The following is a 26,944-nucleotide window of genomic DNA, read 5'->3' as shown; positions in this document are numbered from 1 at the left end:
TAGTGGTGGAAAGCCACAGTGAGGTACGAGCGAGGACTTGTAACGAATAGCCCGACCCTTGTGGTAACGCCCAAGGTTTTATAATTATTTTTCTGTTATTTAACTTTTTGTATGCGTTGTATTAAACTATAAACTTCTGCTTCGTTTTTATAGTTTTCATACATTTTGGTTACTTTGTTTTGAAACTTACTTTTGTCTGGATATGTAATTTGTACGCCTGCTTTTTTTACTGCATCTAATGCTTCTTGCTCTGCTTTTGCCCATAATATTCTTTGGTGTTTTACAGAGGCACTTACCGAGGCTTGAACCCATTCTTGTTGCTGTTTGTTTAAATCGTTCCATAGATGGGTACCCATAATTAGGACATCGGGAATTGAGGTGTGCTCGTCTAATGAATAGTATTTGCAGACTTCGTAATGACGTGATAAATAAAAACTTGGTGGGTTGTTTTCTGCGCCGTCAACAACGCCTTGTTGTAAGGATGTATATAATTCGCCCCATGAAATAGGTGTTGGAGCACCGCCTAAGCTATTTACCATAGTCATGGCTGTTGGACTTTCCATAACGCGTATTTTTAAACCTTTTAAATCGTTTGGTGTGTTTACTGGGGCTTTTTTTGTGTAGAAACTTCTGCTTCCAGAATCGTAATAACCTAATCCTTTAAGCCAGTATTTTTGTCCGCCATCTAAAAGTTCTTTACCTATATTTCCGTCTAGAACGTTAAATAGGTGTGCTTTGTTTTTAAACAAAAATGGGAGTCCAAAAACTTTCATATTTGGGGAGAAATTTTCCATGACTGCTGCCGAAACTTTAGTCATTCCCAAACTTCCTATTTGAAGTAGTTCTAGTGTTTGTCGCTCGTTGCCTAGTTGTTGATTGGGGTAGATTTCGATAGACATGGTGCCGTTAGAACGTTTTTTTAAATCGTTGTTCATAAAAATCATGGCTTTATGAACGGGATGATTGGTGTCTAGACCGTGTGCTAACTTTATTGTTTTTTGTTTTTGAAGATTATTGCATGCGCTAAAACAAACAACTATAATTATTAGGATGCTTTTATTTAAAATTTGCTTTACTGGTGATTGATAGATAAATTTTGTCATAGCGCTGTTTAGTCTGGATTTAACATTGAAACTTAAAATAATTTGTAGCATTATTGTAACATATATCTTGTACCATCTTGCCTATAAAGTTAATATCGTTTGGTAGTAGCCCTTTTTTTATGTCTTCACCTAGCAAGTTACAAAGTATGCGTCTAAAATATTCGTGTCTTGGGAAGGATAATAAACTGCGACTGTCTGTTAGCATGCCTACAAACCGACTTAGTAAGCCTAAATTAGATAGGGTGTTAATTTGTTTTTCCATACCATTTTTTTGGTCTAGAAACCACCAGGCAGAACCCCATTGCATTTTCCCAGGTGTTTGTGAGGAATTAAAATTCCCCATCATAGTGGCAAAGACTTCATTTTGAGAGGGATTTAAGTTATAGGTAATGGTTTTTGCTAATGCATTATCGTAATCTAGTTTATCAAATAGTTTTGAAAGTGTTTCTGCAATAGGATAATCGCCAATGGAATCGCAACCGGCATCTGCTCCAAACTGTTCTTTTAAACGTTTGTTATTATTTCTAATAACGCCTAAATGAAATTGCTGTACCCAGCCTTTTTTATGGTAGCTTTTACTTAAATATTCTAAGAGACAGGATCTGTATTTTTTTATTTCTAGTGGGGTTAATAATGTGCCATTAATTTGTTTTTTTAGAATGGTATCGACTTCTTTTAGGGTATAATCTTCCATAGAAATAGGGCCACTAATTCCGAAATCGGACAAGCGGCAACCGTGCTTGTGAAAATAATCGATACGGTTATCGATAGCTTTTAAAAGGGATTCGATACTATCTATATTAAAGTTAACAGTGGTTGCTAGTTTTTTTAGATAGGTTTGAAAATGGTCTTGTTCTATAAAAAAGAGGTTGTCTGGTCTAAAGGTTGGGTATACTTTTGTGTATCCGTTACGTTGTTTTATTTGCTTGTGGTATTTTAAATCGTCCGTTGGGTCATCTGTGGTGCAAACGACTTCAACTTTCATTAATTCTAGTAGATCTGTTGGTGTTTTTGTTTTTAATATGGTATTTACTTTTTTGTAAATAGACTTAGCTGTAGATGGTTGTAGTATATCATCTATATTAAAATAGCGTTTTAATTCAAGGTGTGTCCAATGAAACAGAGGGTTGCGTAGAGTGTAAGGCACAGTTTCTGCCCATTTTAAAAATTTATGTTCTAGGGATGCTTTTCCTGTTATATAATCTTCTTCGATACCATTGGCTCGCATGCCACGCCATTTATAGTGGTCTTCTTTTAACCAAGCGTCTGTAATGTTGTTTAGTGGTTTGTTTTCTGCAATTTGTTGAGGTGATAAATGATTATGATAATCTATGATAGGCATGTTTTTGGCATACTCATGATATAGTGTTTTTGCTACATCCGATTCTAATAAAAAATCGTCATGTATAAAGTTTTTTGAATGTATATCTGGCATAATTAATTGCTTTTTAAAATACCAAGTTCTAAACCTCTTAATTCTGCTAAACCACGTAAACGTCCAATGGCGGAATAGCCTGCATAAGCTTTATTAGATTTTAAATCGCTTAACATTTGGTGACCATGATCTGGTCGCATTGGTAGTTGTTTGTTGGTGTTTTTTTCAACTTCTAAAACGGCTTTTACAATTTCGTACATATCGGATGATCCTTCTAAATGATTATCTTCAAAAAAGCTACCATCGGGTTCTCTTTTTACATTTCTTAGATGAAGAAAATGGATTTTATCTTTAAATTTTCGTATCATTTTTGGAAGGTCGTTATCTGGGTTAGCACCTAAAGAGCCTGTACAGAATGTAATACCATTTGATGGACTATCTATAAAATTAACGAGGTCATCCAAGTCACTTTCCGATTTTATAATACGAGGTAACCCCATAATATCAAGTGGAGGATCGTCTGGATGGATAGCCATTTTTATATGATGTGCCTCGGCAATTGGAATTATTTCGTTTAAAAAGTAGGATAGGTTTGCTTTTAAATAGGCATGTGTGATGTTTTTATATTGCGCAATCATGTTTTTAAAAGCAGGAATGGTAAGGTCTTCAACAGTGCCTGGTAAACCTTTTAAAATACTGTCTTCTAATCGCTTTTTTTCTTCTGGTGTCATTTTTAAAAAGCGTTTCTCTGCTTGTTGTAGCATGTTTTTAGAATAGGCTTTTTCTACATCTTGGCGTTCCATGATATGGGCTTCAAAAACGACCATGTCAATTTTGTCGAAGCGTAAAGCTGTACTACCGTCTTCTAACGTCCAAAAAAGGTGTGTACGTGTCCAATCCAGAACGGGCATAAAGTTATAACACACATTTGTGATACCACACTGTGCTACATTTTTTAGACTTTGTTTATAGTTTTCAATACGTTTTAAATAATCGCCCGTTTTTAGTTTTATATTTTCATGAATGGGAATGCTTTCTATAAATGTCCATTCTAATCCGTAAGAATTAATAGTGTCCTTTACTTTTAAAATTGCATCTGTTTCCCAAATTTCACCGTTAGGTATATGGTGTAAGGCGGTTACCACGCCTGTGGCTCCAGCTTGTTTTATATCTGATAATGTTACTGGGTCTGATTCTCCAAACCATCTAAAAGTCTGTTTCATAATTACAAATTATACGCCGCTAAAGGCACTAAAACCTCCATCTATACTAATTACTGTGCCTGTTATGAATTTTGAAGCTTCACTGCATAATAAGTGAACGGCTCCGTTTAATTCTTCGGGGTTACCAAAGCGTTTCATGGGTGTGTTTTGAATAATGGTATGTCCTCTGTCTGTTAAAGAGCCATCTGTGTTGGTTAATAGCTTTCTGTTTTGTTCTGCTAAAAAGAAACCGGGTGCAATGGCATTTACTCTAATTTGGTCGCCGTATTTTAAGGCCATATCTACAGCCATCCATCTTGTAAAGTTTTCCATAGCTGCTTTTGATGCTGAATAACCAACAACTCTAGTAATGGCTTGGGGCACTGCCATGGACGATACATTAATTATGGAGCCATGGCCTTGCTTGCTCATATGTTCTCCAAAAACCAAAGATGGGATTACGGTGCCCATTAAATTTAAATCGGTTACTTTTTGAAAGTCATTAATAGACATGTTGAATAATGAATCGTTAGGAGCAATTGTAGCTCCTGGCATATTCCCTCCAGCGGCATTGATAAGAATATCTATTTGTCCCCATGCATTAATGATGCTTTCTTTGGTTTTTATAAGATCTTCTTTGTTAAGTACATCGGTTTTAAATCCTAAAGCATGTGTTTTGGAGAGTTCTTGAGCAAATGTTTTTGCTTTATTTTCATCTCTTCCTAAAATAACTACTCTGGCTCCAGATGCTACTAGATATTTCGCAATATTAGATCCTAATACACCATAACCACCAGTTATTATAACTGTTTTGTTTTTTATATTGAATATTTGACTCACGTTTTATTTTTTGTAAAGATAGTAAATTATTCATGTTGTGCAATCGATTGCGTTAATGTGCTATTTGTTATATTTGTGAAACGTAATGACCAATATGCGGTTTAATGATTTTAGTTTGAATGAAAAAAAGTAAAGTAACTATACATGATATTTCGAAAGCTTTAGGTATAAATAGCTCTACGGTATCTAGAGCTTTAAATGATAGTTCTAGTATTTCTACTAAAACTAAACAGCGTATTCTTGAGAAGGCAACAGAGTTAGGGTATCAACGAAATAGCTTAGCGTCAAATTTGCGTACTAATAAAACAAATACCATTGGTGTGATTGTACCCAGACTTTCTCGGAATTTCTTTTCTTCGGTAATTTCTGGAATAGAAGAGACTGCTTATGAAGCTGGATATAATGTAGTTATTTGTCAGTCTTTGGAAAGCTTGCAAAGAGAAAAAAAGATTATTAATTCGTTATTATCAAATCGTGTTGATGGGGTATTAATCTCTATTTCTATGGAGACAACCTCTTGTGAGCATTTAATGGCTTATAAAAACCATGGAGGGCCTATTGTTTTTTATGATAGACCTTGCGATTTTGAAGATTGTTCCAGTGTGAGTATTAATGATTATGAAGCGAGTTTTGAAGCTACCGAGTATTTAATATTAAATGGCTGCAAAAATATTGTTCATTTTTCTGGTCCACAGGTGTTAGCATTATATAGAAATAGGAAAAAAGGATATATGGATGCTTTAAAAAAGCATGGTTTAATATTTAATGAGGCTAATTGTTTTGAATCGATGCTTTTAAAAAAGGATGGTATAGAGCATGCTAAACAGGTGCTTAAATTAAAAGGTGTTGATGGTATTTATTCTGCAAACGATACGGCTGCTATTAGTGCAATTCAATATTTAAAAAATCAAGGTGTGAATATTCCTGAAGATATAGCTGTAATAGGTTTTAATGATGACCCTATTTCCACTGTTATAGAACCTGCACTTACTACAATTAATCAGCCAGATTTTAAAATGGGGAAAATTGCTTCTTCGTTACTTATAGACCAGATTAAGGATCACAAAACGGAGAGAGATTCTGTGGTTTTGAGTTCGGAGTTGGTGGTAAGGGATTCAACAAAAAAAGCAACTAGATAAATCTAATTGCTTTTAACTTTTTTGTTACTGTTTAGTGTTATTCACCTAAAAATGGATAGCGGTAATCTGTAGGTGTTACAAAAGTTTCTTTTATCATTCTAGGCGATACCCAGCGTAATAAGTTTTGAGCACTTCCAGCTTTATCGTTAGTTCCAGATGCTCTGGCACCACCAAAAGGTTGTTGCCCAACTACAGCTCCTGTAGGTTTGTCGTTTATATAGAAGTTTCCAGCACAGTTTTGTAAAGCTTCAGTTGCTTGTGTGATAGCGTATCTGTCTGTAGAAAGAATGGCTCCTGTTAAAGCATAATCACTAGTTTTGTCCACAAGTTTTAAAGTTTCTGCGTAAGCATCATCTTCATAGACATATATTGTAATTACAGGACCAAATAATTCTGTACACATAGTTGTGTATTTAGGGTCTTTAGCAACTAACACAGTAGGCTCTATAAAGTATCCTTTGCTTTTATCGTAATGACCACCAGCTATGATTTCTACATCTGTATCTGCTTTGGCTTGATCTATATATTTGGCTAACTTATCGAAAGAACCTTCATGGATTACTGCTGTAATAAAGTTATCCATATTTTCTGGAGAACCCATTTTAAAGGAGTTTACATCTTCTATAACTAGCTTTTTTACATCTGCCCATAGGCTTTTAGGAATGTAGGCTCTAGATGCTGCGCTACATTTTTGACCTTGAAATTCGAATGCGCCACGTACAATGGCTGTAGCTACTTGTTTTGGGTTTGCAGATTTATGTGCTACTATAAAATCTTTACCGCCTGTTTCTCCAACAATTTTTGGGTAAGTTTTATAGTTATGAATATTGTTTCCTATTTGTTTCCATAGTTCCTTAAAAATGAATGTAGAACCTGTAAAGTGTAATCCTGAAAAGTCTGGACTTGCCATTACGGTATTGGTAATCATGACTGGATCTCCAAAAACAACATTAATAACTCCAGGAGGAACACCAGCTTCCTCAAATACATCCATAATTACTTTTGCAGAATATACTTGACTATCACTTGGTTTCCAAACTACAACATTACCCATAAGAGCCATACATGCTGGTAAATTTCCAGCAATAGCAGTAAAGTTAAATGGTGTTACAGCGTAAGTGAAACCTTCTAAAGGGCGGTATTCAATACGGTTCCAAGAGTCGCTTGTGCTTTCTGGTTGTTCATGATAGATATCTGTCATGAATTGTACATTAAAGCGCAAGAAATCGATGAACTCGCATGCGGCATCAATTTCAGCTTGATGTACTGTTTTAGATTGCGCAATCATGGTTGCTGCATTTATTTTAGCTCTATATGGTCCAGCAATTAGCTCGGCAGCTTTTAAAAATATAGCGGCGCGTTGTTCCCATGGCATTTGTGACCATGTTTTTCTTGCTTCTAATGCAGTGCTTATGGCATCATCAATATGAGATTGTTCAGCCAGATGGTATGTACCAACAATATGTTGATGATCATGCGGAGGAGACATTGTTCTAGTGTTTCCGGTTGAAACATTTTTACCATTTATATATAAAGGAACCTCGATTTTACTGTTAAACATATCTTTATATGTTTTTCGAATAGCTTCACGTTCTGGTGATCCAGGAGCGTAACTTTTAACGGGTTCGTTAATTGCAATAGGTACATTAAAAAAGCCTTTTCCCATGATTTTTGAGTTTTTGTTATTGAATTTTCAGTAAATGAGGTGCAAATTTACGAATATTAAAATGATTAATTATGACTAGCACTTCTTAAAATGGCGTTAAAATTTGTTTATTTTTTGTAAGTTGTAAAACGATTTTTAGACTACCATTTTATGTGTACAGTTACTATTATTCCTAAAGGAAAAAATGATTTTGTGTTGACCTCTAATAGAGATGAAGCACCAGATAGAATATCATTAGAACCAGATTTTTATTTTATTAATCAAACTAAAATGTTGTTTCCTAAAGATAAGCTTGCTGGTGGTACATGGATTGGATTAAGTGAAAAAAATAGATTGATTTGTTTACTTAATGGAGGTTTTGAATGTCATGATAAAAAAAAAGGCTATAGAATGAGTCGAGGTATTGTTGTAAAAGATTTTATGCTTTCGGATAATATTGTAGAGACTGTTAAAGGATATAATTTTCAAAATATTGAGCCTTTTACTATAGTAATTTTAGATTGGAATACAACTTTGAAGCTTTATGAGTTGGTATGGGATGGTGAACAAAAGCATTTTAACCAACTACCGCTTGAGCCTAAAATATGGTCATCTTCTACTTTGTATTCTCAAGCCATGAAAAAAGAGCGTGTAAAATGGTTTGAAGGTTTTAATACAGAAAATAAATTAGATTCGAATACTATGTTGATATTTCATAAGACTGCAGGAGGAGATAATTCTAACTATGGAGTTGTGATGGATAGGGGGCGTATAAAAACGACTAGTATTACTCAAGTTAAAAAAATAAATGGTACTTTAAGTATGAGACATGAAAGTATTCAAAATAAAACTGTTACAACAAAAGTCTTCAGTCAAGAACAGATAGTGAATGGATAATACAGGTATTGTTTTAACATTAGCGTATCCAGATACTGTTGTTATGGTAGCAGAAGAGTGGTATTCTCCACTTTTAAGATTTGTAGGTATTGGTAAAAAGGATTATTTGAGAGCAGGTCATGCTGCTTTGATTTTAATTGATAAAGAAACTGGGGTTTTAGAATATTATGATTTTGGACGCTATATTACTCCTGAACCTAATGGAAGAGTAAGAGGGCGTGATACTGATAATGAATTAGATTTTCCTATAAGAGCAGTTATAGAAAATAATGCTATTAAAAATCTAAATGCTATTTTAGTTTTTTTAGCAACACATCCAAAACTAACTCATGGCGAAGGAAAGTTATTAGCTTCTGTTTGTAATGCTGTAGATTATAAAAAAGCAAGAACGTATATTACAGGTATGCAGGAAAAGCATTTTATTAGATATGCTGCTTTTGTCAAAAAAGCTTGTAATTGTGCTCGTTTTGTAACCGATACGTTAATTGCTTCGGTAGTAGATTCTAAAATGGTAAAAGTGCTTGAAAACTCAAAATGGTTTACACCAAGTACGGTTGGTAATGTGTTATTAGCTAATACTGAAAAGCAGGTTTATGAGGTTTCTGAATTGGGAGTAATCTCTAAATTTAAAGGTTCGCAAACAAGTGAAAACCTACGTTGTTTTTTAGATAAGTTAAAAGACCATAAGCCTAATCTTGTTGGAACTTTAGAGCCTAGACTTGTTGACGATTTGCATGAAAATGCGCAATGGTTACCTGGTATAGCTGCTGGAGCATGGTATGAGCTACATAAAACTGATGAAACTACTAAATATAGGTATAGACGTATTTCGCCTTATGGGAATATTGATGTTGATACTGTTTTTGTTGTAGAGGATGCTTCGTTTGATTATGATTTAGAATTTGAATTTGTACATTATTCAAACTGTAAATTCTTTCATATTAAACAAGATGAAACTATTTTTAGGTTTAATAGGTTATAGTTATTAAGATGAATGCCATCTTTTTGTAATTAAGATTCAACGTTTGGTTCTTTTTTGAATCTTATTCACTCCAGTAATCTAGTACTAATACGTCCTCTAGAATAGGAGTTAGTAGGTCGCCAAATTCTAAATGTGCAGGATGAGGAATATACATTTCTCTTCCGTCTTCACCATCAAAGGTTAAAAAATAGCAATGTGTGAATTCTTTGTTTAATCCTTGAGGGCTATTATTTAAACCCCATTCAAAACCTGTTATTCCTGAGATTTTTGATGGTAAGGCAGCAAAAGCATCTTCAGCTTTTTTAATAGCTGCTGCGGAAGTAGAATCTTTAAATTTAAAGAGAACCACATGGCGTAATTGCTTGGATGTATTTTCTGTTTTGTCTATTTGCGTGGTTTTATTCGAATCTTGATCCGATTTATTTACACAACTAGTAATTAAAAATGTGACAACTAGTAAAAATCTATAAATTTTCATATGGTAGTTTAAAGATGTAATAAGCTAATATAAATAAAATTCTTGAGTATTCTATTGTTGCGTTAGGGATTGTAGCGGTATCCTTTTTGAAAACTTAAATGGAATTAATTATAATGAGAACTTTGACTTAACAGGTTACCATATCATTCACTTTTCTTAATAGTGTTTTAAAAAGATATAGCGGAAAGCCCGACCCTTGCGGTAACGCCCAATTTATCAATATAGGAATAGATGTGTTGTATAATGTGATGCTAATTAATAATACAGATGTAATTACATGAATTATTTAGTTATCGCTATACTGGAGTTTGTTTTAACCTATGTAAAATTGACGAAACAACTAAGTATTAATCTAGATACAGTTTGCGTTATGTGGCACTAATGTTGATTATGTTTTTATTGTGAATAATATTATAACTTACCTTATGAGCTGCTTTATACAAATACTCAATTCTTTCATATTGAAGAGAACGAAAGTGTTTTTGGTTTGAGTGAGTTATAGGTTAAGAGATATTAAAAAAGTTTAATAAGTATTAAAAAATGATTCTCTAATTTTCTTGTAGTCATAATCTTGTGTAAAATGTTGTTTTTTATTATTAATCATAGAGTCTTTTATTGTTAAAAACACGTATAAGTTTATATATAACTCAAATCAAAAACATTAAAAAAATGAAAAAAATTATTTCAATATCAACATGTTTAGTGTTGATATTTTGTTCACTTATTTTAAGTGCTCAAATGCCAGAAAATTCCCGACCTTTAAATGCGAAAGCAAATGAGAATTGGGTGATAAAATGGAATCGATCGGATAACTTTGGTAACCCAGGAGATCCCGAAGAAGATGTAGATTATACTAAATGGGAGCGTAACCCACAACATGTACAAACATGGACATGGGATAATAAAAGAAATTGTAAACAAAAAAATGGTATCCTTAGCATTACAGCTCGTTTTGATGATGCTGGAGCAGATAGACCAATTAATCAAAATTGTGGCGGAAGAACTAACGATTTATTTTATACTTCAGGTATTTTAAAATCTTTTGCTGGTGGTACTTATGGTTATTACGAAGCTAGAATTAAAGGTGCTCAATTATTTCCAGGTGTAAGTCCAGCGTTTTGGATGTACAGTTCTATTGATGATAACGCGACTAAAGAGGGAGAGATTAGATATAGTGAAGTAGATGTTGTAGAAATGACACAACGAGGAAATTTAGTTGCTGGTAATGAAATGGTAATGGATCATAATCTACATGCAATAGTTGCTACTCGTTTTAAAGTTGGTAATAATGGTTATACATTTCAATTGGATGGAAGAGGCAATAAGATTCCTTTAGCTGCAAGTGATTATAATACTAATAAAGGAAGAAGATGGTTTAGACCAGGGAACCCAGAATTACATGATGCACAAGAAAACGTAACAGGTAGTGTATCTGACCCTAATAGATTTGACCCTAGAGCCGATTTTCATTATTATGGTTGTAAAATAACACCAGAATGGATTACTTGGTATGTAGACAGAAGAGAAGTTGGAAGAAAACGAAATGATAAGTGGCATAGGTCTATGAAGGTTGCTCTTTCATTAGGAATACGAGCGCCATATACTACGTTTTGTAATAATGCTTTTGCTTTACCTACTAGAGCTTTTGCTTTAGCTAATAAACATAAGTTTCCTCAAACAATGCAAGTAGATTACGTTAGAGTGTGGGAATTAGATGAGAATACTACTACGCCTTCAGAACCTAAATTAGCAATAAAAGATGAAGAAGCTAAGCGATTAACAAGTGATACGTTTACTACAGGTAAGACATTAACTTTTGATGTGGATTTTGATGCAGGAATAGGTTTTGTTGCTGAAAATAACGTGTCAGTTAATTTAATATTAAAAGATGCAAGAAATAAAAATGTAGAAATCTACAGAGGAGTAGCGTCAAGTGATGCAACAGGAAAAAGAAGGGGTAAAATTAAGTTTACAATAGATCTTAAAAAAGGAGGTGTAAACGCAACACCTACAGCCGATTTAAACCCTGGTGAGCAATATGTTATTTCTGGTAGATTTAAATCTTCACAAGATCCTTCGAAAAATATTTTATTAGATAACCAGATAAAAGGTATTAAGATTGTTAAATTTGTATCTCAACCAGTATTGGAGCCTAAACTAGAAATAGAAGATGAAGAAGCTAACCGATTAACGACCGAAGTATTTACTACTGGAGAAACGTTGACTTTCGAAATAAATTTTGATGCAGGAAGAGGTTTTGTTTCAGAGAATAACGTGTCAGCTAATTTAATATTAAAAGATGCAAGAAATAAAAATTTAGAAACCTACAGAGGAGTAGCGTTAAGTGATGCAACAGGAAGAAGAAGAGGTAAAATTAAGTTTACAATAGATCTTAAAAAAGGAGGTGTAAACGCAAAACCAACAGCAAATTTAAGCTCTGGACAGCAATATATTATTTCTAGTACATTTAAATCATCTAAAGATCCTTCGAAGAATGTGTTCATGGATAATCGTATAGAAGGCATTAAGATAGGTGCTTTATTACCGTTATCATTTACAGAAGAGAGTCTAGATGAAGATGATGGTATTACTGTACATCCAAATCCAATTGATAATGGACAAAATCTGAATATTAAATTAAATAAGAAGTCTAAGAAAAGAAAAAGAATCAAGTTTAGTTTAGTTGATCTTGAAGGTGAAGAAGTTATTTATTTTAAGAACTTTAAAAATAACTCTAATTTGAGTATTCCTATAAACTCTATTGATAGTGGAATTTATTTTGTGAAAATTCAAATTAATAAAAAAATATTCTTAAAAAGAATTATAGTAAATTGATTTAAGCTTTTATATAAGTGTTTGTAGTTTAAACCTAATTGCAAACACTTATTTATTTAAGAAGAAAATGCCTATTTAAATATAAAACATATGTAATATAGTGTGTTTCTTATCTATTATACCAATTATAAGTTAAAATGAACCTAAGATACTCGTTCATTTCATTTTTTACTTCCTTGTTTATATTTTTCGTAGCGTTGCTGTGAAAAAATAATTATAGTGTCGTATAAAAAGAAAGTAACTACGTCTTTTTAAGTCTATTTTAATTCATAATTGGTATTTTTTTATCTATGCTATATAGCTCAATAATGTCTTTAAAAATGAGGATTTATTAATTTTCGCTTCAATCTAAAAGTGTAAATAATTTCATAAACAAAAGAAGTTTTTTAGTAAAAAAGTATTGTGTATTCTATTAAATTTGTACAGGAATATAAAAACCCAAATCAAACATGAAAAAAAATATTTTATTTTCAATGCATTTAACGTTGATATGTTTTTCGATTACTCTAAATGCTCAGATACCAGAGAATTCGAAGCCATTAAACGCTGAAGCAGGTGAAAATTGGGTGATTAAATGGAATAGATCAGATGATTTTGGTAAGCCAGGGGATCCTGAAGAAGATGTAGATTATACTAAATGGGAGCGTAATCCTCAACATGTGCAGACATGGACATGGGATAACTCAAAAAATTGTAAACAAGAAAATGGTATTCTAACTATTACGGCTCGCTTTGATGATGCTAGAGCAGATAGAGCAATAAATCAAAATTGTGGAGGAAGAACCAACGATTTATTTTATACTTCAGGTATTTTAAAATCTTTTGCTAGTGGTGCTTATGGTTATTATGAGGCTAGAATTAAAGGCGCTCAATTGTTCCCAGGAGTAAGCCCTGCCTTTTGGATGTATAGTAGTATTGATGATAGTATAACAGAAGAAGGAAAGGTTAGGTATAGCGAAGTAGATGTTGTAGAAATGACGCAACGAGGAGATTTAGTAGATGATAATGAAATGGTAATGGATCATAATTTACATGCTATAGTGGCAACTCGTTTTAAAGTTGGTAATAATGGTTACACATTCGAACTAGATGGAGATGGTAATAAGATTCCTTTAGCTAAAGTTGATTATAATACTAGAAAAGGGAGAAGATGGTTTAGACCAGGGAATCCAGAATTACATGATAAACAAGAGAATGTTACGGGGCAAGCGTCAGATTCTAATAGATTTGATCCTAGAAAAGATTTTCATTATTATGGATGTAAAATAACACCAAATTGGATTACTTGGTATGTAGATAGAAGAGAAGTTGGGAGAAAACAAAATGATAAGTGGCATAGATCTATGAAAGTAGCTCTTTCATTAGGAATAAGAGCACCATACACTACGTTTTGTAATAATGCTTTTGCTTTACCTGAAAGGCAATTCGCTATAAATAATATAGATAAGTTTCCTCAAACGATGCAGGTAGATTATGTACGTGTTTGGGAATTAGATTAAATGCTAGTAAATCGCCAGGTTTTAAACCTCTGGTGAAAGAAGAGAAGAGGAAGTAAAGCGATTGAAAACTGAATAATCTGTTACAGAAGGAACTAAGTTTAATTTGAGATGCTTTTTAAGCTTTATTAACAATGTGATTTGTTTTACTAAATACAAAACAATAATGTTGCGTTTTTTAAACCATAGTGAATTAAACAAGGTTTATGCGAGTTCTTATAAATTGATAATAAGTTTTGTTAAATTATAAATATTTGTATAAAACGTTTATTACTAATTAATATATCTTTTTCTTCGTTGTTAGATTGTTAATGAGAGGACTCAATTTTACTTAAATCTAATTTTATTTTTAAAAGTGAATTGTTTAAAAATAAAAACTGAAGTTATTCTATGACTAATTAATAGCAAATGGTGCACTTAATCTAAAAGTAGGTATAATTACTTGAAAATTTTTGGTAGTAGTAAAGTTAACCATATTATAATGACCTTTCATAGCTCCAAAGGGTGAGGTTAATAAACACCCAGAAGTATAGGTGTGAGATTCACCAGGTTTTAAAACAGGTTTTTTACCAATAACACCTTCTCCAGAAATAGTTTCTACATTATTTAAGGCATCTAAAACTTCCCAATGACGTGCATTAAGTTGTACAGAATCTTTACTTTGGTTTTCAATAGTCACAGTATATCCAAATGCATACTGTATTTTATAATTTTTGTAGAATGAGCCTTCAAAGGTTGTTGCTACCGAAATTTTTATGCCTCTTGTAATTTGTTGAACCATCATAGTATAATATTGAGAGTGTTATTATAATTGCTAAAATAGTAAATATTAGATGTTTAGCTTTAATTTTAGTTCCTTTGGTAAAAAAAATAGTTAAACGGCGCTTTTAATTAGAAATATTGACAGAATTGCCTTCACCTATACCGATAATTTTATCATACCTAGCTCCTAAAGCTCTGTAATATACTAATACTTTATAATTATTTTCGGTTTGGTAGAAGTTTCCTCCAATAAAACCTTCATCAATACTACCATCTTTATTTTCTATAATATATTTATAATTATAGAATCCCTGTTTAAGTAGCATAGCTTTTTTGAATGTATTGGTGGTTTCGTCGAAAATCATTTTGGTACTTTCGTCTATAGTATAATTGTTAAAATTACCATATATATGAATCGTTTTGTCTTTTAAGGTTTCACTGCTCAATAATGAAAAGTGCATCCAGACATAATCTGCTTCAATGTATGGGTTGTCCGCGTCTACATTTGTGATTAAATAATTACCATTAATATCTGGGTTATATGTATATGGTCTTGTAGCTCTTTCAATATTGGTATATAAATAATTATGATATAAGTCTTTTAAATCTATAAGCTGTATACCTGTATTTGAAGCACGCACGTCTTTGTTTTCAAAAAAGAGATATTCATTGCCTCCCCAAAAACTTGTTTCACTGTCATATTTATAAATAAGGTTATTACCTATTGTGTATTGCGGTTTTATATTGGTTATAGAGGTGTTTAAATTATTATTTTGAATGATGACAGCTTTTACAGTTTGATTAGGGTTACTAAGTTGCATATTACCAGAGGATATTGTAAGCTCAACACGTTGTTTTTCCTCAATATATTGAATATCTCGTGATCGTTTTATAGTGACACCAACATTAACTTTATCTTCAAAAATCATGAACTTTCTTGAAAAAACAAGTTCGTCATCATTATTATAAATAGATAACATATAATTCCCAGAAACTTTTAAACCTCTCGTTTGTGCATTAGGAATAGTAAGTTTATAATGAGAATAGATTTGATATGTATTAAGTGAATTTTCATAATTTCTAATACGTTGGTTGTCGAAACCATTCATGTATTCCGACTTCATTAAAACAGATGGTGTCCAATCAGCATTAAAATGATCAACTTTATAATAATAATCTTCTTCGTCACCATTTAAAGCATCAAATTCTAAAATAAGGTATTCGCCAAGTTTTAAAATTGGTAATTGTGTTTCTGGAGTATTTCCTCTAAAATTAATGGTCTTAATGTAGTCTGGAGGCGAGACTTCATTGATTTGACTTTGAGCAAAGTTGAAAACAAAAGAAATAAGTGAAATAAGTATAATCTTATAAGTCATTGTGTAAAGCTTTATAAGTTGTAAATATAAACAAATTTCATGCCTAAACCGATTTGTTATTTAGAATAAATATAAATAGATAAGATGCATTTATTACGATTATTTTTTAGGTATTAATTCGTACTTTTGCACCGATTTTTAGACAACTAATTTCAATTAAAATAAATATGTCAAACGACATTCGTATTAAAAAAGGTCTGGACATTAAACTTAATGGTGAAGCTGAGAAAGTTGCAGAACAAGCAATTATTAGCAACTACTGCACCATAAGGCCAGAGGATTTTCACGGCGTTATACCAAAACTTGTTGCAAAAGAGGGAACTACAGTGAAAGCTGGAGATACTTTGTTTTATGACAAAAACTATGAAACGGTTAAGTTTTCGTCTCCAGTTTCAGGAAAAGTAATAGAGGTTGTTCGTGGACCAAAAAGACGCATTGATGCTATTAAAATTGAAGCAGATAAGCCGCAAAACTATGTGGATTATGGGGTTTTCAATTTAGATACAGCAAAACCAGAAGATGTAAAGGCTCATTTGCTAGCATCTGGATGTTGGCCATTTGTAAAGCAACGTCCTTATGATGTGATTGCAAATCCAGAAGGATTGCCAAAAGCAATATTTATTTCAGGATACGCAAGTGCACCTTTAGCTGCCGATTTAGATTTTACTTTAAAAGGTAAAGAAGCAGAATTACAAGCAGCAATTACTGCTTTAGTGAAACTAACAGCAGGTAAAGTTCATGTTTCTGTAGGTAAAAATTCTAACTCACCTTTAGCAGGTTTATCTGGGACTACTTTACACAAAGTATCTGGACCACACCCATCTGGTAATGTTGGTACTCAAATTAATAAAATAGATCCTATAAATAAAGGCGAAGTTGTGTGGACAGTTAACCCGCAAGACTTAGTTATTATTGGAGAACTTTTATTAACAGGTAAGTTTAATGCAGAGCGTATTGTCGCTTTAGTAGGAACTTCGGTTAAAAAGCCAAGATATTTTAAAACTATTATTGGTAGTGAAGTTGCTACAATGGTTTATGATAATGGTGTTGATAAAGATGCTAACGATCGTATTATATCTGGAAATGTTTTATCTGGAAAACAAGTTAAGCCAGATGGAAATTTAGATTATTACAGCAATGTAATTTCTGTAATTCCAGAAGGAGATGATTATGAGTTTTTTGGATGGAATAAACCTGTTTTTAATAAAGTATCTACATCTAGAGCACTCACTTTTTCTTGGTTAAACCCTAAGAAAAAATACGATTTAAATACAAATACAAACGGAGAGCATAGAGCTTTTGTAACTACAGGAACTTACGAAGAGGTTTTTCCTTTAGATATATTCCCTATGCAAATTTTAAAAGCTTGCATGTATAAAGATTTAGACGAAATGGAAGCTTTAGGAATGTATGAAGTTGCTCCAGAAGATTTTGCCTTAACAGAATTTGTATGTGTGTCTAAGCAACCACATCAAAAAATTATAAGAGAAGGTTTAGACTTAATGCTTAAAGAAATTGGATAATTATTCATTGAGGAACGAAATGAAAAATATTACAGATGGGTTTAAAAAATAATTTACATAAATTAAAAGAAAAGTATAAAGGTACTAAAATGGCGCCTGCGTTTAACGCAATTCATACTTTTTTATACTTACCAAATGAGACTACTCATAATGGTACACACATAAAAGCAGCAGACGATTTAAAACGTACTATGAATACTGTAATTATGGCTATGGTGCCGTGTTTATTGTTTGGTATGTTTAATGCTGGCTACCAACATAATTTAGCTATTGGAGAAATTCAAGCCGTTACTTCTGGATTTTTTAGTACAGAATTTTGGACTATAGATAATTTCTTTATTGGCTTCTGGAAAATATTACCTTTAGTAATAGTATCCTATGGTGTTGGTTTAGGAATTGAATTTATATTTGCTATCATTAAAGGGCATGAAGTAGAAGAAGGTTACTTAGTAACAGGAATGTTAGTACCGCTTATCGTACCAGTAGATATTCCTTTATGGATGCTTGCAGTTGCTGTTATATTTGGTGTTGTAATTGGAAAAGAAGTTTTTGGTGGTACTGGAATGAATATTTTAAATCCAGCACTTACTATAAGAGCCTTTTTATTCTTTGCATATCCTACTTGGATGTCTGGAGATAAAGTATGGGTACATGGAGCAGATCCTAGAGTACAAAATTTAGCAGATGGTGCTACACCTGATGCCATTTCTGGAGAAACGATATTAGGTAGTTTAGCTCAAGGTAAAGAAGTAGCTTATAATGCTATGGATATGTTCTTAGGTTTTATTCCTGGTTCTGTTGGAGAGACTTCAACATTGCTAATTATATTAGGAGGTTTATTTTTAATATTTTCTAAAATAGGAAGCTGGAGAATTATGCTATCATCAGTAGTAGGAGCATTAGTCATGGGATTAATTTTTAATTCTGTAGCAAGTTCTGGTTTAATTTCTGAGAGTAGTAAGTTTTATAGTCTTATGAGTACTGAGTTTTGGCATCATTTATTAATTGGTGGTTTTGCTTTTGGTACAGTGTTTATGGCTACAGATCCAGTTACTGCATCACAAACTAATAAAGGAAAATGGATTTATGGTTTCTTAATAGGATTTATTTCTATTCTAATTCGTGTATTTAATCCAGCATATCCAGAAGGAGTTATGTTAGCTATTCTATTAATGAATGTGTTTGCTCCAACAATAGACCATTACGTGGTTCAAGGAAATGTAAAGAAACGAATGAAACGTCTAAAAGTAAAAACGGCTTAATCATGAGTAATAAAACAGATTCAAATTTATATACCATACTTTTTGCCATAGCTATGGTAGTTGTAGTGGGAGGACTATTAGCGTTTACAGCATCAGCTTTAAAGCCTAGAATTAATAATAATGAGCGTTTAGAGAAGCAACAAAATATTTTGTATGCTATGGGAGTTAACGCTAACGATGAAAGTAGTGCAATTTTCGTTTCTACAGATGAAGCTCCTGAATTATTTTCTAAGTATATAACTAAGCAATTAGTTATACAAGGTAAAAATGTAACCGAAGATAAAGAAGCTTACTTAATAGATGTAAAAAAAGAGCAAACTAGTGCGAAAGCAGGAAATGCTAGAAGATTACCTTTATTTGTAGGTGTTAAAGATGGTAAAACATATTATATAGCACCAATAAGAGGAAAAGGACTTTGGGATGCAATTTGGGGGTATATCGCTTTAGATAAAAATATGGTTGTACAAGGTGCTTATTTTGATCATAAAGGAGAAACTGCAGGTTTAGGTGCAAACATTAAACAGCGCTTTTTTATGGACGATTTTATAGGTGAAGACCTAATGAACAATGGAGAATTCAAAGGAATTACTGTTGCTAAAGGAAATAACGATCCAAAGAATATAGAAAAAAACGATAACGAAGTAGATGCAATCGCAGGAGCAACAATTACTGGCGATGGTGTTTCAGCAATGCTTAAATCAGAGTTGAAACAATATGTATCTTATTTTAAAACATTGAAATAATAATTATGGGACTTTTATCAAAAAAAGACGCAGCATTAATTAAAGATCCATTAGCAGATAATAACCCTATTACAATTCAAGTATTAGGTATCTGTTCGGCTTTAGCTATTACTGCAGAGTTAGAAGCGGCAATTGTAATGTCTGTTTCTGTATTATTTGTATTAGGTATAGGGAATGTAGTTATTTCTTTAATGCGTAACATTATTCCATCAAAAATTAGAATTATTGTTCAGTTAATTGTAGTAGCTGCTTTAGTAATTATTGTAGATCAGGTATTAAAAGCTTTTGCATATGAATTAAGTAAAACACTTTCAGTATTTGTAGGACTAATTATTACGAACTGTATTATTATGGGACGTTTTGAAGCTTTTGCTTTAGGTAATGGTGCATGGCGTTCATTTCTTGATGGTATAGGAAATGCATTAGGATATGGTGTAATACTTATTATAGTTGCTTTTTTTAGAGAATTATTAGGTGCTGGAACTTTATTAGGTTTTAAAGTTTTAGGAGATCCTATTGAAAAAACGGGTGTGTATGCATTTGGTTATGAAAATAATGGATTCATGATTATGCCTCCTATGGCATTAATTGTTGTTGGAATTATTATTTGGGTGCAACGTACAAGAAACAAAGCATTAATAGAAGACTAAAATTAGTATACAGTTGGCGGTTAATTCAGTAGATTATTACTGAACGCTCATACTAAATACTAAATACTAAATACTATAAAAAATATGGAACATTTAGAATTATTTTTAAAATCAATATTTATAGATAACATGGTATTTTCCGTATTCCTCGGAATGTGTTCATACCTTGCTGTATCTAAAAAAGTAAGTACTGCGGTTGGACTTGGTGCAGCAGTTATCTTTGTATTAGCAATCACCGTACCTTTAAACTGGTTATTAGACCAGTATTTATTACAACCAGGAGCTTTAGCTTGGTTAGGTGATGATTATGCAGATTACGATTTAAGTTTCTTATCATTTATCATGTTTATAGCAACTATTGCAACCATGGTACAATTAGTAGAGATTGTAGTTGAAAAATTTTCACCATCATTATATAACTCACTAGGTATATTTTTACCGCTTATTGCTGTAAACTGTGCTATCTTAGGAGGGTCTTTATTTATGCAATCTCGTGAAATTCCAACTTTAGGTTTAGCTACTGTTTATGGAATTGGTTCTGGAATTGGATGGTTTTTAGCAATTTTAGCTATAGCAGCTATTCGTGAGAAAATTAGATATTCAAACGTACCGCCAGCATTAAGAGGCTTAGGTATTACCTTTATTATTACAGGTTTAATGGCTATAGGCTTTATGAGTTTTGGAGGTATGTTAACTGGTGGAGAAGAAGAAACTACCAAAGAAGAAAATACAGCAAACGTCGATGAATCTAAAGAAAATTTAGAAGTAAAAGAAGTGTTAGCTAACAACATAAAAGTAAATGAGTAATATGATATTAGCCGCAAGTACATTAGGAACAATTACAGTAACAGTAGTAGCTTTTTTAATTATTACGTTGTTATTAGTAGCATTGTTATTATTTGTAAAACAAAAATTATCTCCATCTGGTCCTGTAAAAATTACAATCAATGGTGAAAGAGAAATAGAAGTAGCTTCAGGTGGTAGTTTATTATCTACATTAGGAGCTCAAAAAATATTTTTACCTTCTGCATGTGGTGGAGGTGGAACTTGTATTCAATGTGAGTGTCATGTATTAGAAGGAGGAGGTGAAGCTTTACCTACAGAAACACCTCACTTTTCAAGAAAAGAATTAAAAGAAGGAGCACGTCTATCATGTCAAGTAAAAGTAAAGCAAGACATGAATATTACTATTCCAGAGGAAGTATTTGGAATTAAGAAATGGGAAGCTGTTGTAGTTCGTAACTATAACGTAGCATCTTTTATTAAGGAGTTTGTTGTTGAAATTCCAGAAGATATGGGATATAAAGCAGGTGGATATATTCAAATTGAAATTCCTCCTTGTGAAGTCAAGTATTCAGATATGGATATTACAGCACACCCGGAAGAACACGAGACACCTGATAAATTTCAAGCAGAATGGGATAAGTTTAAGCTTTGGCCATTAGTAATGAAGAATACAGAGACTGTTGAAAGAGCATATTCAATGGCTTCGTTTCCTGCCGAAGGGCGCGAAATCATGTTAAATGTACGTGTGGCTTGTCCTCCGTTTGACAGAGCTAAAGGTGGCTGGATGGATGTAAATCCAGGTGTAGCATCTTCTTATATCTTTAACCAAAAGCCAGGAGATAAAGTAATTATTTCAGGACCTTACGGTGAATTTTTTATCAACGAATCTGAAAGCGAAATGCTTTACGTTGGTGGTGGAGCAGGTATGGCACCAATGCGTTCACATTTATATCACTTATTTAAAACATTAAAAACTGGACGTAAAGTAACTTATTGGTATGGAGGTCGTTCTAAACGTGAATTATTCTATTTAGATCATTTCTATGAGTTAGAAAAAGAGTTTCCTAACTTTAAATTTTACTTAGCATTGTCTGAACCTTTACCAGAAGATAACTGGAAAGTAAAGGAGAATATTGATGCTCCAGGTGATGGTTTCGTAGGATTTATTCATAACTGTGTTATAGATAATTATTTAAGTCTTCATGAATCACCAGAAGATATCGAGTTATATTTCTGTGGTCCGCCATTAATGAACAAAGCAGTTCAAAAAATGGGAGAAGATTTTGGTATTCCAGATGAGCATATTAGATTTGATGACTTTGGAGGGTAATGAGATAATCGTTATTTGATAGAAGTTATTCTAAAACAAGAAAGCCCAACATTTTAATGTTGGGCTTTCTTGTTTAAAAAAGTATTTTAGTTTAACTCATATTTAGGTTTTTCATTTTCAAACTCAAATAATTTAGTATAGTCCATAACGTTAGTTATACTATCTAATTTACATAGATAATCGACTACTGCAAATAATCCATCAAACAAAACGGCTTTATCTGTTGGGTTTTTGGGTTTTTTGTTTTTATGATGGAGTGGTAATTTAAAACCACAAGCGTTTAAAAATATATGTTCAATTTTGAGTAATTCAAGAGGTGTGTACCCATTAAATTTTCTGCCCAAGGATTGATGTACTTTACCAATATAATTAAGTTCTAATGCTCCATGAGAATCAGAAAGATATTTCCAGCTATCCGTATTATCTAAAATATTCCCTACAGCGCATTGTATACAACATTCAGGGTTTAGAGTGTTACTATGAAAAGCATTGTAGAGTTTTTTTAAAGCAGATTCTAACCGATGTGAAGTTTTCATAAGTCTATTTTTCTTTAAATTACAAAAAAAAATATTTTTTGACTATAAAATTATTATTAAACTTTCATTTTCAATATATTAAAATAAGATTCATTACGTTAGGTTTAAATGAAACGATCGTTGTTTTTTATAAGTATTCTGGGTTCTGTTATATTTTTTGTATTTCAGTTTAAGTCTATTTCGGGAACAGTTAAGACTGTTACTAATTCTATTGAAACACCTAATTTAATAGATAAAGATAGCCTTACTATTAATTCTAGAGTAAATGTACCTAAGGGGTATAAACGTGTTGGATACCCTAAAGGATCTTTCGAACAGTATTTAAGAGATTATAAGTTAAAAGCATATGGAAGTAAGATTATTAATTATGATGATTCTGAATATTATTGGCAAGAAGGACATATAGGGGTTTTGGATATACCAGTGCCAAAAAATGGATTACAGCAATGTGCAGACGTACTAATTAGGGTTAGAAGTGAATATTTGTGGAAAATCAATAAGAAAGACGATATAGGTTTTAATTTTACTAGCGGACATTATTGTTCTTGGAAACAATATGCAGCAGGATATAGACCTAAAATTAAGGGAAACAAGGTGTCTTTTCATAAAACAGCATCGGTAAATCATTCAAAAGATAATTTTTATAAATATTTGAATTTAATTTACACTTATTCTGGAACCTTATCTCTCTATAATGAATTACCAAAAATTGATTCTGCTAAAGATTTAAAAATTGGAGACATGCTTATTAGAGGAGGCTCTCCTGGGCATATTGTTATGATTTGTGATGAAGCTGTAAATGAGAATGGTGATAAAATATTTTTAATGTTTCAAGGAAACACTCCAGCACAAAGTGTACATTTAGTAAAGAATTTAGAAGATAATTTATTTTCTCCTTGGTATCATTTAGAAAAAGATGCAGTAATATCTGTTTCTAATTACACATTTGTTAGTTCTAAATTTGTTCGATTTAAATAGATTCTCTTTAGAAAAATAGAGGTATAATAAATTTAAAAACTATAATTAATAAAAGTATAGCTATAATATTTAGTATTATTCCCACTCTAGCCATTTGGCTTACTTTTATAAATCCACTTGCAAAAACTATAGCATTTGGAGGTGTAGCCATGGGGAGCATAAAAGCACAGCTACTAGCCATTGTTACAGGAATTAATAAATAAAGTACAGGTATCTCTAGCCCTATGGCTATACCAGCTACAACAGGTGCAAGAACAGCAACTAAGGCTACGTTGCTCATTAACTCAGTCATAAATAGCATTAAAATAATTAGTAAAGAGGCCATTAATAGTATGCTAATGTTACTATTAGTTATAGAGTTAGCTACTAAATCTACAATACCGCTAGTAGACATGCCTTTAGCCAATGCTAAACCACCACCAAATAAAATTAATATACCCCATGCTAATTTTTGAGTATCATTCCATACTAATATAAAATCTCCCTTTTTTAGGTTAAAAGGAATAGTAAAAAGAGCTAGAGCACCTAGAATACTAATTATAGTATCAGATAACCCTAAACTAGGAATTAATGAGTTAATAAGACTTCTAAAAATCCAAAGTGATACAATAATTCCAAAAATAATGAGCACATGCCTTTCCTTTGTAGTTATTTTTCCTAATGCTTTTAGTTCAGAATCAATAATGTTTTCTGATGCTTTAAATTGTAAACCAGTATTTGGAAATAGCCATTTTACCATTACAAAATAAATAATAGATATTAAGATTATAGAGAAGGGTAAGCCTAAGATCATCCATTTAAGGAATGATATTTCAATATGATATTCATTTTCTAATAAACCTATTAATACAGAATTTGGGGGTGTACCAATAACTGTAGCAATGCCACCTGCATTAGCTGAAAAAGCGATTCCTAACATAACACTAATAGCAAAATTTTGATCTTTTTTAGTAAAACCATCTTCATCATTTATAAGTAGTTTTATAACGGACATAGCAATAGGTAACATGACTACTGTACTGGCTGTGTTACTTATCCACATGCTCATGAAAGCTGTAGCAATCATAAATCCTAAAATAACTTTGTTAGGAGTAGTTCCTGTTTTTTTTATAATGTTTAATGCAATTCGTTTATGTAGGTTTACTTTTTCTAGAGCCAGAGCTAATACAAAACCTCCAAAGAATAGGAATACTATTGGACTTCCGTAATTGGTACCAACGTCAGCTATTGGCATGACTTTAAACAATGGGAATAATAATAATGGTAATAGCGCTGTGACCGAAATAGAAACGGCTTCAGTAATCCACCAACAAATCATCCATAAAGCAATTGCTATAACAGTTTCCCCTTTTTCAGAGGTTATACTTAGAGGTAATGTTTTAAGTATGATAAAGCATAAGGGACCTAAGAATAAACCAATTTTTTTAGAAAGCGCGAATCTATCCATTTATATATTTTGAATGAAAATTATAGTAGTTTAGAATAATTTTTTAGGTTTTTAAAATTAAACATTTTTAAATTGTAGGGTAAGCAAAATTTTAATATTATTTTTGAAGTTATGAGCAAACCTCTTACAGAACAAGAACTACATAATTTGGCTATGAACCATGTTGGTAAAGATTTAGAACAACGTGGATTTGAATTTATAGCGGTAAATAGTAAGCTTAAAAAGCATCCACAATTTGTTTGTATGGACAAGAACAAGCAATATTTTTTTGTGATTGTTAGAGTGGTTATTTTACCAGAAAATCCTAATAATTATGATATAGTATGGATGGAATCATTTAAGAAACACGCTAGAGAAAAAGATGCTAAAGTGTTATATGCAGGTGTTGGTGTTGGCCATGTAAATGGCGAAAATCGACCTATTTGTTTAGGGGAAGAATATCTTTTAGAATATAACGGAATTCAAGTTTTGGAAACAAATTTGAATTAAGTTATTAATAGTAAAGATTATAACTCTAGTTATTGAGGATAAAAAGAGAAATAAGATATTTATCATGAGAATTTTTACTGTTTTATTATTTGTTTTGCTATATTCTTGTAATGGAGGGCAAAAAAATACTAAGCTAGTAGGTAGCGTTTTAGGAACAACATATTCAGTTATTTATCATTCTGAAATAAATTATGAAAAGCAATTTGATAGTTTGTTTTATGTAATCAATAAATCGTTGTCTACCTATCAAACTAATTCAGATATTTCCAAATTAAATAGAAATGAATCAAATAGTATTGATAATCATTTTGCTAGAGTTTATGATGCTTCAAAAGAAATATTTAGCCTTACCGAAGGCGCTTTTGATCCTACTATTGGGAACGTTGTTAATGCTTGGAGTTTTGGAGCAGAAGAAGCTATAGAAAAATTAGATAGTTTAAAAATTGATAGCTTAATGCAGTATGTTGGTTTCAATAAAACGAACAGGGTAAAACATACTATAGAAAAACAACATCCTAATATTTATCTTGAGTTTAACGCTATAGCTAAAGGGTATTGTGTAGATGTAATAGGTGAGTTTTTAGAATCTAAAAATATTGAAAATTACTTAGTTGAAATAGGAGGAGAAATACGTGTTAAAGGGATAAATAAAAAAAAGGAAGCTCCTTGGAAAGTAGGAGTTGAAGAACCTAATTTTAATGGAGAGAAATCTATTTTAAAGTCTATTAATTTAGGTACAGGAGCTATGGCAACTTCTGGGACATATAGAAAATTTAAAGTTGACGAGAATGGAAATAGGTATTCTCATATTATAGATACCAAAACGGGGTATTCTAGTAAAACAAATTTGTTAAGTATTTCTGTGATCGCTAAAGATTGTATGACTGCAGATGCCTATGCTACAGCTTTTAAAGCTATGGGGATTGAAAAAGTACAGACTTTTTTAAAGGTACACCCTGAATTTAAAGTGTTTTTAATTTTTGAGAATGATAAAAAGGAATTGGAAACTTTAGCTTTAAATGGTTTTCCTAATTAGTCCTAGTTTTTTATAAGCTTAAAAGTACTGCGTA

24 protein-coding genes are annotated in these 26,944 nt (G+C 32.0%); 14 read left to right on the top strand and 10 right to left on the bottom strand.

All coding sequences use genetic code 11. The features are described from left to right. Positions 1-95: 95 nt before the first annotated feature. From A8C32_RS05005 to A8C32_RS04990, 4 genes are read right to left on the bottom strand one after another with little or no spacing between them, the layout of a single operon-like run. Positions 96-1,103: a TRAP transporter substrate-binding protein gene (locus A8C32_RS05005; RefSeq protein WP_069829376.1), complete on the bottom strand. Its 1,008-nt coding sequence runs from the start codon at positions 1,101-1,103 to the stop codon at positions 96-98. A 19-nt stretch (positions 1,104-1,122) separates the two neighbouring features. Beyond that, entirely contained in the window at positions 1,123-2,538 is a 1,416-nt protein-coding gene (gene uxaC, locus A8C32_RS05000; RefSeq protein ID WP_069829345.1) for a glucuronate isomerase, read from the bottom strand. A gap of 2 nt (positions 2,539-2,540) precedes the next feature. Next, positions 2,541-3,701 carry a mannonate dehydratase gene (uxuA, locus tag A8C32_RS04995; protein WP_069829344.1) on the bottom strand — a complete coding sequence of 387 codons (1,161 nt, stop codon included), beginning with the start codon at positions 3,699-3,701 and terminating at the stop codon, positions 2,541-2,543. Between the two features lie 9 nt (positions 3,702-3,710). Next, positions 3,711-4,520, bottom strand: coding sequence for an SDR family oxidoreductase (locus A8C32_RS04990; protein ID WP_069829343.1), 810 nt, complete (start codon positions 4,518-4,520; stop codon positions 3,711-3,713). 119 nt (positions 4,521-4,639) lie between these two features. Between A8C32_RS04990 and A8C32_RS04985 the strand changes: the two genes are divergently transcribed. Beyond that, positions 4,640-5,659, top strand: coding sequence for a LacI family DNA-binding transcriptional regulator (locus A8C32_RS04985; RefSeq protein ID WP_069829342.1), 1,020 nt, complete (start codon positions 4,640-4,642; stop codon positions 5,657-5,659). Positions 5,660-5,696: 37 nt separating this feature from the next. Here the strand turns inward: A8C32_RS04985 and pruA are convergent, their stop codons facing one another. Continuing rightward, positions 5,697-7,325 (bottom strand): L-glutamate gamma-semialdehyde dehydrogenase, encoded by a 1,629-nt coding sequence (gene pruA / locus A8C32_RS04980; RefSeq protein WP_069829341.1) that lies wholly within the window; start codon positions 7,323-7,325, stop codon positions 5,697-5,699. A 150-nt stretch (positions 7,326-7,475) separates the two neighbouring features. On the opposite strand from pruA, the gene A8C32_RS04975 reads away from it, so the two are divergent. Together A8C32_RS04975 and A8C32_RS04970 are read left to right on the top strand one after the other, a co-directional pair. Further along, positions 7,476-8,201, top strand: a complete 726-nt coding sequence (locus A8C32_RS04975; protein WP_069829340.1) for an NRDE family protein — start codon at positions 7,476-7,478, stop codon at positions 8,199-8,201. Next, positions 8,194-9,183 carry a DUF6695 family protein gene (locus A8C32_RS04970; RefSeq protein WP_069829339.1) on the top strand — a complete coding sequence of 330 codons (990 nt, stop codon included), beginning with the start codon at positions 8,194-8,196 and terminating at the stop codon, positions 9,181-9,183. Before A8C32_RS04975 ends, A8C32_RS04970 begins: the two co-directional genes overlap by 8 nt. Before the next feature lie 61 nt (positions 9,184-9,244). Here A8C32_RS04970 and A8C32_RS04965 read toward each other — a convergent pair whose 3' ends face one another. Next, complete coding sequence (locus A8C32_RS04965; protein WP_069829338.1) at positions 9,245-9,661, bottom strand: Dabb family protein; 417 nt, start codon at positions 9,659-9,661, stop codon at positions 9,245-9,247. Between the two features lie 669 nt (positions 9,662-10,330). Here A8C32_RS04965 and A8C32_RS04960 point away from each other — a divergent pair. Next, positions 10,331-12,496 carry a T9SS type A sorting domain-containing protein gene (locus tag A8C32_RS04960; protein WP_123803323.1) on the top strand — a complete coding sequence of 722 codons (2,166 nt, stop codon included), beginning with the start codon at positions 10,331-10,333 and terminating at the stop codon, positions 12,494-12,496. A 449-nt stretch (positions 12,497-12,945) separates the two neighbouring features. Continuing rightward, positions 12,946-13,995 (top strand): LamG domain-containing protein, encoded by a 1,050-nt coding sequence (locus A8C32_RS04955; RefSeq protein WP_069829336.1) that lies wholly within the window; start codon positions 12,946-12,948, stop codon positions 13,993-13,995. Between the two features lie 391 nt (positions 13,996-14,386). Here the strand turns inward: A8C32_RS04955 and apaG are convergent, their stop codons facing one another. Together apaG and A8C32_RS04945 are read right to left on the bottom strand one after the other, a co-directional pair. Next, on the bottom strand, positions 14,387-14,773 hold the full coding sequence (gene apaG / locus A8C32_RS04950; RefSeq protein WP_069829375.1) for a Co2+/Mg2+ efflux protein ApaG: 387 nt from the start codon (positions 14,771-14,773) through the stop codon (positions 14,387-14,389). 106 nt (positions 14,774-14,879) lie between these two features. Further along, positions 14,880-16,130: a type IX secretion system plug protein gene (locus tag A8C32_RS04945; protein WP_069829335.1), complete on the bottom strand. Its 1,251-nt coding sequence runs from the start codon at positions 16,128-16,130 to the stop codon at positions 14,880-14,882. Between the two features lie 167 nt (positions 16,131-16,297). Here A8C32_RS04945 and A8C32_RS04940 point away from each other — a divergent pair, with 167 nt between their 5' ends. The 6 genes from A8C32_RS04940 to nqrF all read left to right on the top strand — a co-directional run bounded on the left by A8C32_RS04940 (position 16,298) and on the right by nqrF (position 22,424). After that, positions 16,298-17,653: a Na(+)-translocating NADH-quinone reductase subunit A gene (locus A8C32_RS04940; protein ID WP_069829334.1), complete on the top strand. Its 1,356-nt coding sequence runs from the start codon at positions 16,298-16,300 to the stop codon at positions 17,651-17,653. 35 nt (positions 17,654-17,688) lie between these two features. After that, the gene (locus A8C32_RS04935) at positions 17,689-18,915 is read left to right on the top strand and encodes an NADH:ubiquinone reductase (Na(+)-transporting) subunit B (RefSeq protein WP_069829333.1); all 1,227 of its coding nucleotides are present in this window, start codon (positions 17,689-17,691) and stop codon (positions 18,913-18,915) included. Between the two features lie 2 nt (positions 18,916-18,917). Continuing rightward, positions 18,918-19,658: a Na(+)-translocating NADH-quinone reductase subunit C gene (locus tag A8C32_RS04930; RefSeq protein ID WP_069829332.1), complete on the top strand. Its 741-nt coding sequence runs from the start codon at positions 18,918-18,920 to the stop codon at positions 19,656-19,658. Between the two features lie 5 nt (positions 19,659-19,663). Continuing rightward, positions 19,664-20,308 (top strand): NADH:ubiquinone reductase (Na(+)-transporting) subunit D, encoded by a 645-nt coding sequence (locus A8C32_RS04925; RefSeq protein WP_069829331.1) that lies wholly within the window; start codon positions 19,664-19,666, stop codon positions 20,306-20,308. A gap of 84 nt (positions 20,309-20,392) precedes the next feature. After that, positions 20,393-21,115: an NADH:ubiquinone reductase (Na(+)-transporting) subunit E gene (gene nqrE / locus A8C32_RS04920; protein WP_083253255.1), complete on the top strand. Its 723-nt coding sequence runs from the start codon at positions 20,393-20,395 to the stop codon at positions 21,113-21,115. Position 21,116: 1 nt separating this feature from the next. Further along, positions 21,117-22,424, top strand: coding sequence for an NADH:ubiquinone reductase (Na(+)-transporting) subunit F (gene nqrF / locus A8C32_RS04915; RefSeq protein ID WP_069829373.1), 1,308 nt, complete (start codon positions 21,117-21,119; stop codon positions 22,422-22,424). An 86-nt stretch (positions 22,425-22,510) separates the two neighbouring features. On the opposite strand, the gene A8C32_RS04910 is transcribed toward nqrF, so the two are convergent. Beyond that, positions 22,511-22,960 carry a Na(+)-translocating NADH-quinone reductase subunit F gene (locus A8C32_RS04910; protein ID WP_069829330.1) on the bottom strand — a complete coding sequence of 150 codons (450 nt, stop codon included), beginning with the start codon at positions 22,958-22,960 and terminating at the stop codon, positions 22,511-22,513. A gap of 108 nt (positions 22,961-23,068) precedes the next feature. On the opposite strand from A8C32_RS04910, the gene A8C32_RS04905 reads away from it, so the two are divergent. Next, on the top strand, positions 23,069-23,938 hold the full coding sequence (locus A8C32_RS04905) for a DUF4846 domain-containing protein (RefSeq protein WP_069829329.1): 870 nt from the start codon (positions 23,069-23,071) through the stop codon (positions 23,936-23,938). A gap of 7 nt (positions 23,939-23,945) precedes the next feature. On the opposite strand, the gene A8C32_RS04900 is transcribed toward A8C32_RS04905, so the two are convergent. After that, entirely contained in the window at positions 23,946-25,385 is a 1,440-nt protein-coding gene (locus A8C32_RS04900) for an SLC13 family permease (protein WP_069829328.1), read from the bottom strand. Between the two features lie 111 nt (positions 25,386-25,496). Here A8C32_RS04900 and A8C32_RS04895 point away from each other — a divergent pair, with 111 nt between their 5' ends. Next, on the top strand, positions 25,497-25,874 hold the full coding sequence (locus A8C32_RS04895) for a DUF8840 domain-containing protein (RefSeq protein ID WP_069829327.1): 378 nt from the start codon (positions 25,497-25,499) through the stop codon (positions 25,872-25,874). 64 nt (positions 25,875-25,938) lie between these two features. Next, positions 25,939-26,910 (top strand): FAD:protein FMN transferase, encoded by a 972-nt coding sequence (locus A8C32_RS04890; RefSeq protein WP_069829326.1) that lies wholly within the window; start codon positions 25,939-25,941, stop codon positions 26,908-26,910. Positions 26,911-26,944: the final 34 nt, after the last annotated feature.

Origin of the sequence: Flavivirga aquatica (assembly GCF_001747085.1) — a bacterium.
GTDB classification, from domain to species: domain Bacteria; phylum Bacteroidota; class Bacteroidia; order Flavobacteriales; family Flavobacteriaceae; genus Algibacter_C; species Algibacter_C aquatica.
The sequence above is the reverse complement of the archived record's forward strand: the minus strand, read 5'-3'. Positions and strand labels throughout refer to the sequence as shown.

Bases quoted from the DNA above. Each gene is read 5' to 3' on its own strand.
- A8C32_RS05005 (WP_069829376.1), bottom strand. From the start codon at position 1,103: ATGACAAAATTTATCTATCAATCACCAGTAAAGCAAATTTTAAATAAA.
- uxaC (WP_069829345.1), bottom strand. From the start codon at position 2,538: ATGCCAGATATACATTCAAAAAACTTTATACATGACGATTTTTTATTA.
- uxuA (WP_069829344.1), bottom strand. From the start codon at position 3,701: ATGAAACAGACTTTTAGATGGTTTGGAGAATCAGACCCAGTAACATTA.
- A8C32_RS04985 (WP_069829342.1), top strand. From the start codon at position 4,640: ATGAAAAAAAGTAAAGTAACTATACATGATATTTCGAAAGCTTTAGGT.
- pruA (WP_069829341.1), bottom strand. From the start codon at position 7,325: ATGGGAAAAGGCTTTTTTAATGTACCTATTGCAATTAACGAACCCGTT.
- A8C32_RS04975 (WP_069829340.1), top strand. From the start codon at position 7,476: ATGTGTACAGTTACTATTATTCCTAAAGGAAAAAATGATTTTGTGTTG.
- A8C32_RS04970 (WP_069829339.1), top strand. From the start codon at position 8,194: ATGGATAATACAGGTATTGTTTTAACATTAGCGTATCCAGATACTGTT.
- A8C32_RS04965 (WP_069829338.1), bottom strand. From the start codon at position 9,661: ATGAAAATTTATAGATTTTTACTAGTTGTCACATTTTTAATTACTAGT.
- A8C32_RS04960 (WP_123803323.1), top strand. From the start codon at position 10,331: ATGAAAAAAATTATTTCAATATCAACATGTTTAGTGTTGATATTTTGT.
- A8C32_RS04955 (WP_069829336.1), top strand. From the start codon at position 12,946: ATGAAAAAAAATATTTTATTTTCAATGCATTTAACGTTGATATGTTTT.
- apaG (WP_069829375.1), bottom strand. From the start codon at position 14,773: ATGGTTCAACAAATTACAAGAGGCATAAAAATTTCGGTAGCAACAACC.
- A8C32_RS04945 (WP_069829335.1), bottom strand. From the start codon at position 16,130: ATGACTTATAAGATTATACTTATTTCACTTATTTCTTTTGTTTTCAAC.
- A8C32_RS04940 (WP_069829334.1), top strand. From the start codon at position 16,298: ATGTCAAACGACATTCGTATTAAAAAAGGTCTGGACATTAAACTTAAT.
- A8C32_RS04935 (WP_069829333.1), top strand. From the start codon at position 17,689: ATGGGTTTAAAAAATAATTTACATAAATTAAAAGAAAAGTATAAAGGT.
- A8C32_RS04930 (WP_069829332.1), top strand. From the start codon at position 18,918: ATGAGTAATAAAACAGATTCAAATTTATATACCATACTTTTTGCCATA.
- A8C32_RS04925 (WP_069829331.1), top strand. From the start codon at position 19,664: ATGGGACTTTTATCAAAAAAAGACGCAGCATTAATTAAAGATCCATTA.
- nqrE (WP_083253255.1), top strand. From the start codon at position 20,393: ATGGAACATTTAGAATTATTTTTAAAATCAATATTTATAGATAACATG.
- nqrF (WP_069829373.1), top strand. From the start codon at position 21,117: ATGATATTAGCCGCAAGTACATTAGGAACAATTACAGTAACAGTAGTA.
- A8C32_RS04910 (WP_069829330.1), bottom strand. From the start codon at position 22,960: ATGAAAACTTCACATCGGTTAGAATCTGCTTTAAAAAAACTCTACAAT.
- A8C32_RS04905 (WP_069829329.1), top strand. From the start codon at position 23,069: ATGAAACGATCGTTGTTTTTTATAAGTATTCTGGGTTCTGTTATATTT.
- A8C32_RS04900 (WP_069829328.1), bottom strand. From the start codon at position 25,385: ATGGATAGATTCGCGCTTTCTAAAAAAATTGGTTTATTCTTAGGTCCC.
- A8C32_RS04895 (WP_069829327.1), top strand. From the start codon at position 25,497: ATGAGCAAACCTCTTACAGAACAAGAACTACATAATTTGGCTATGAAC.
- A8C32_RS04890 (WP_069829326.1), top strand. From the start codon at position 25,939: ATGAGAATTTTTACTGTTTTATTATTTGTTTTGCTATATTCTTGTAAT.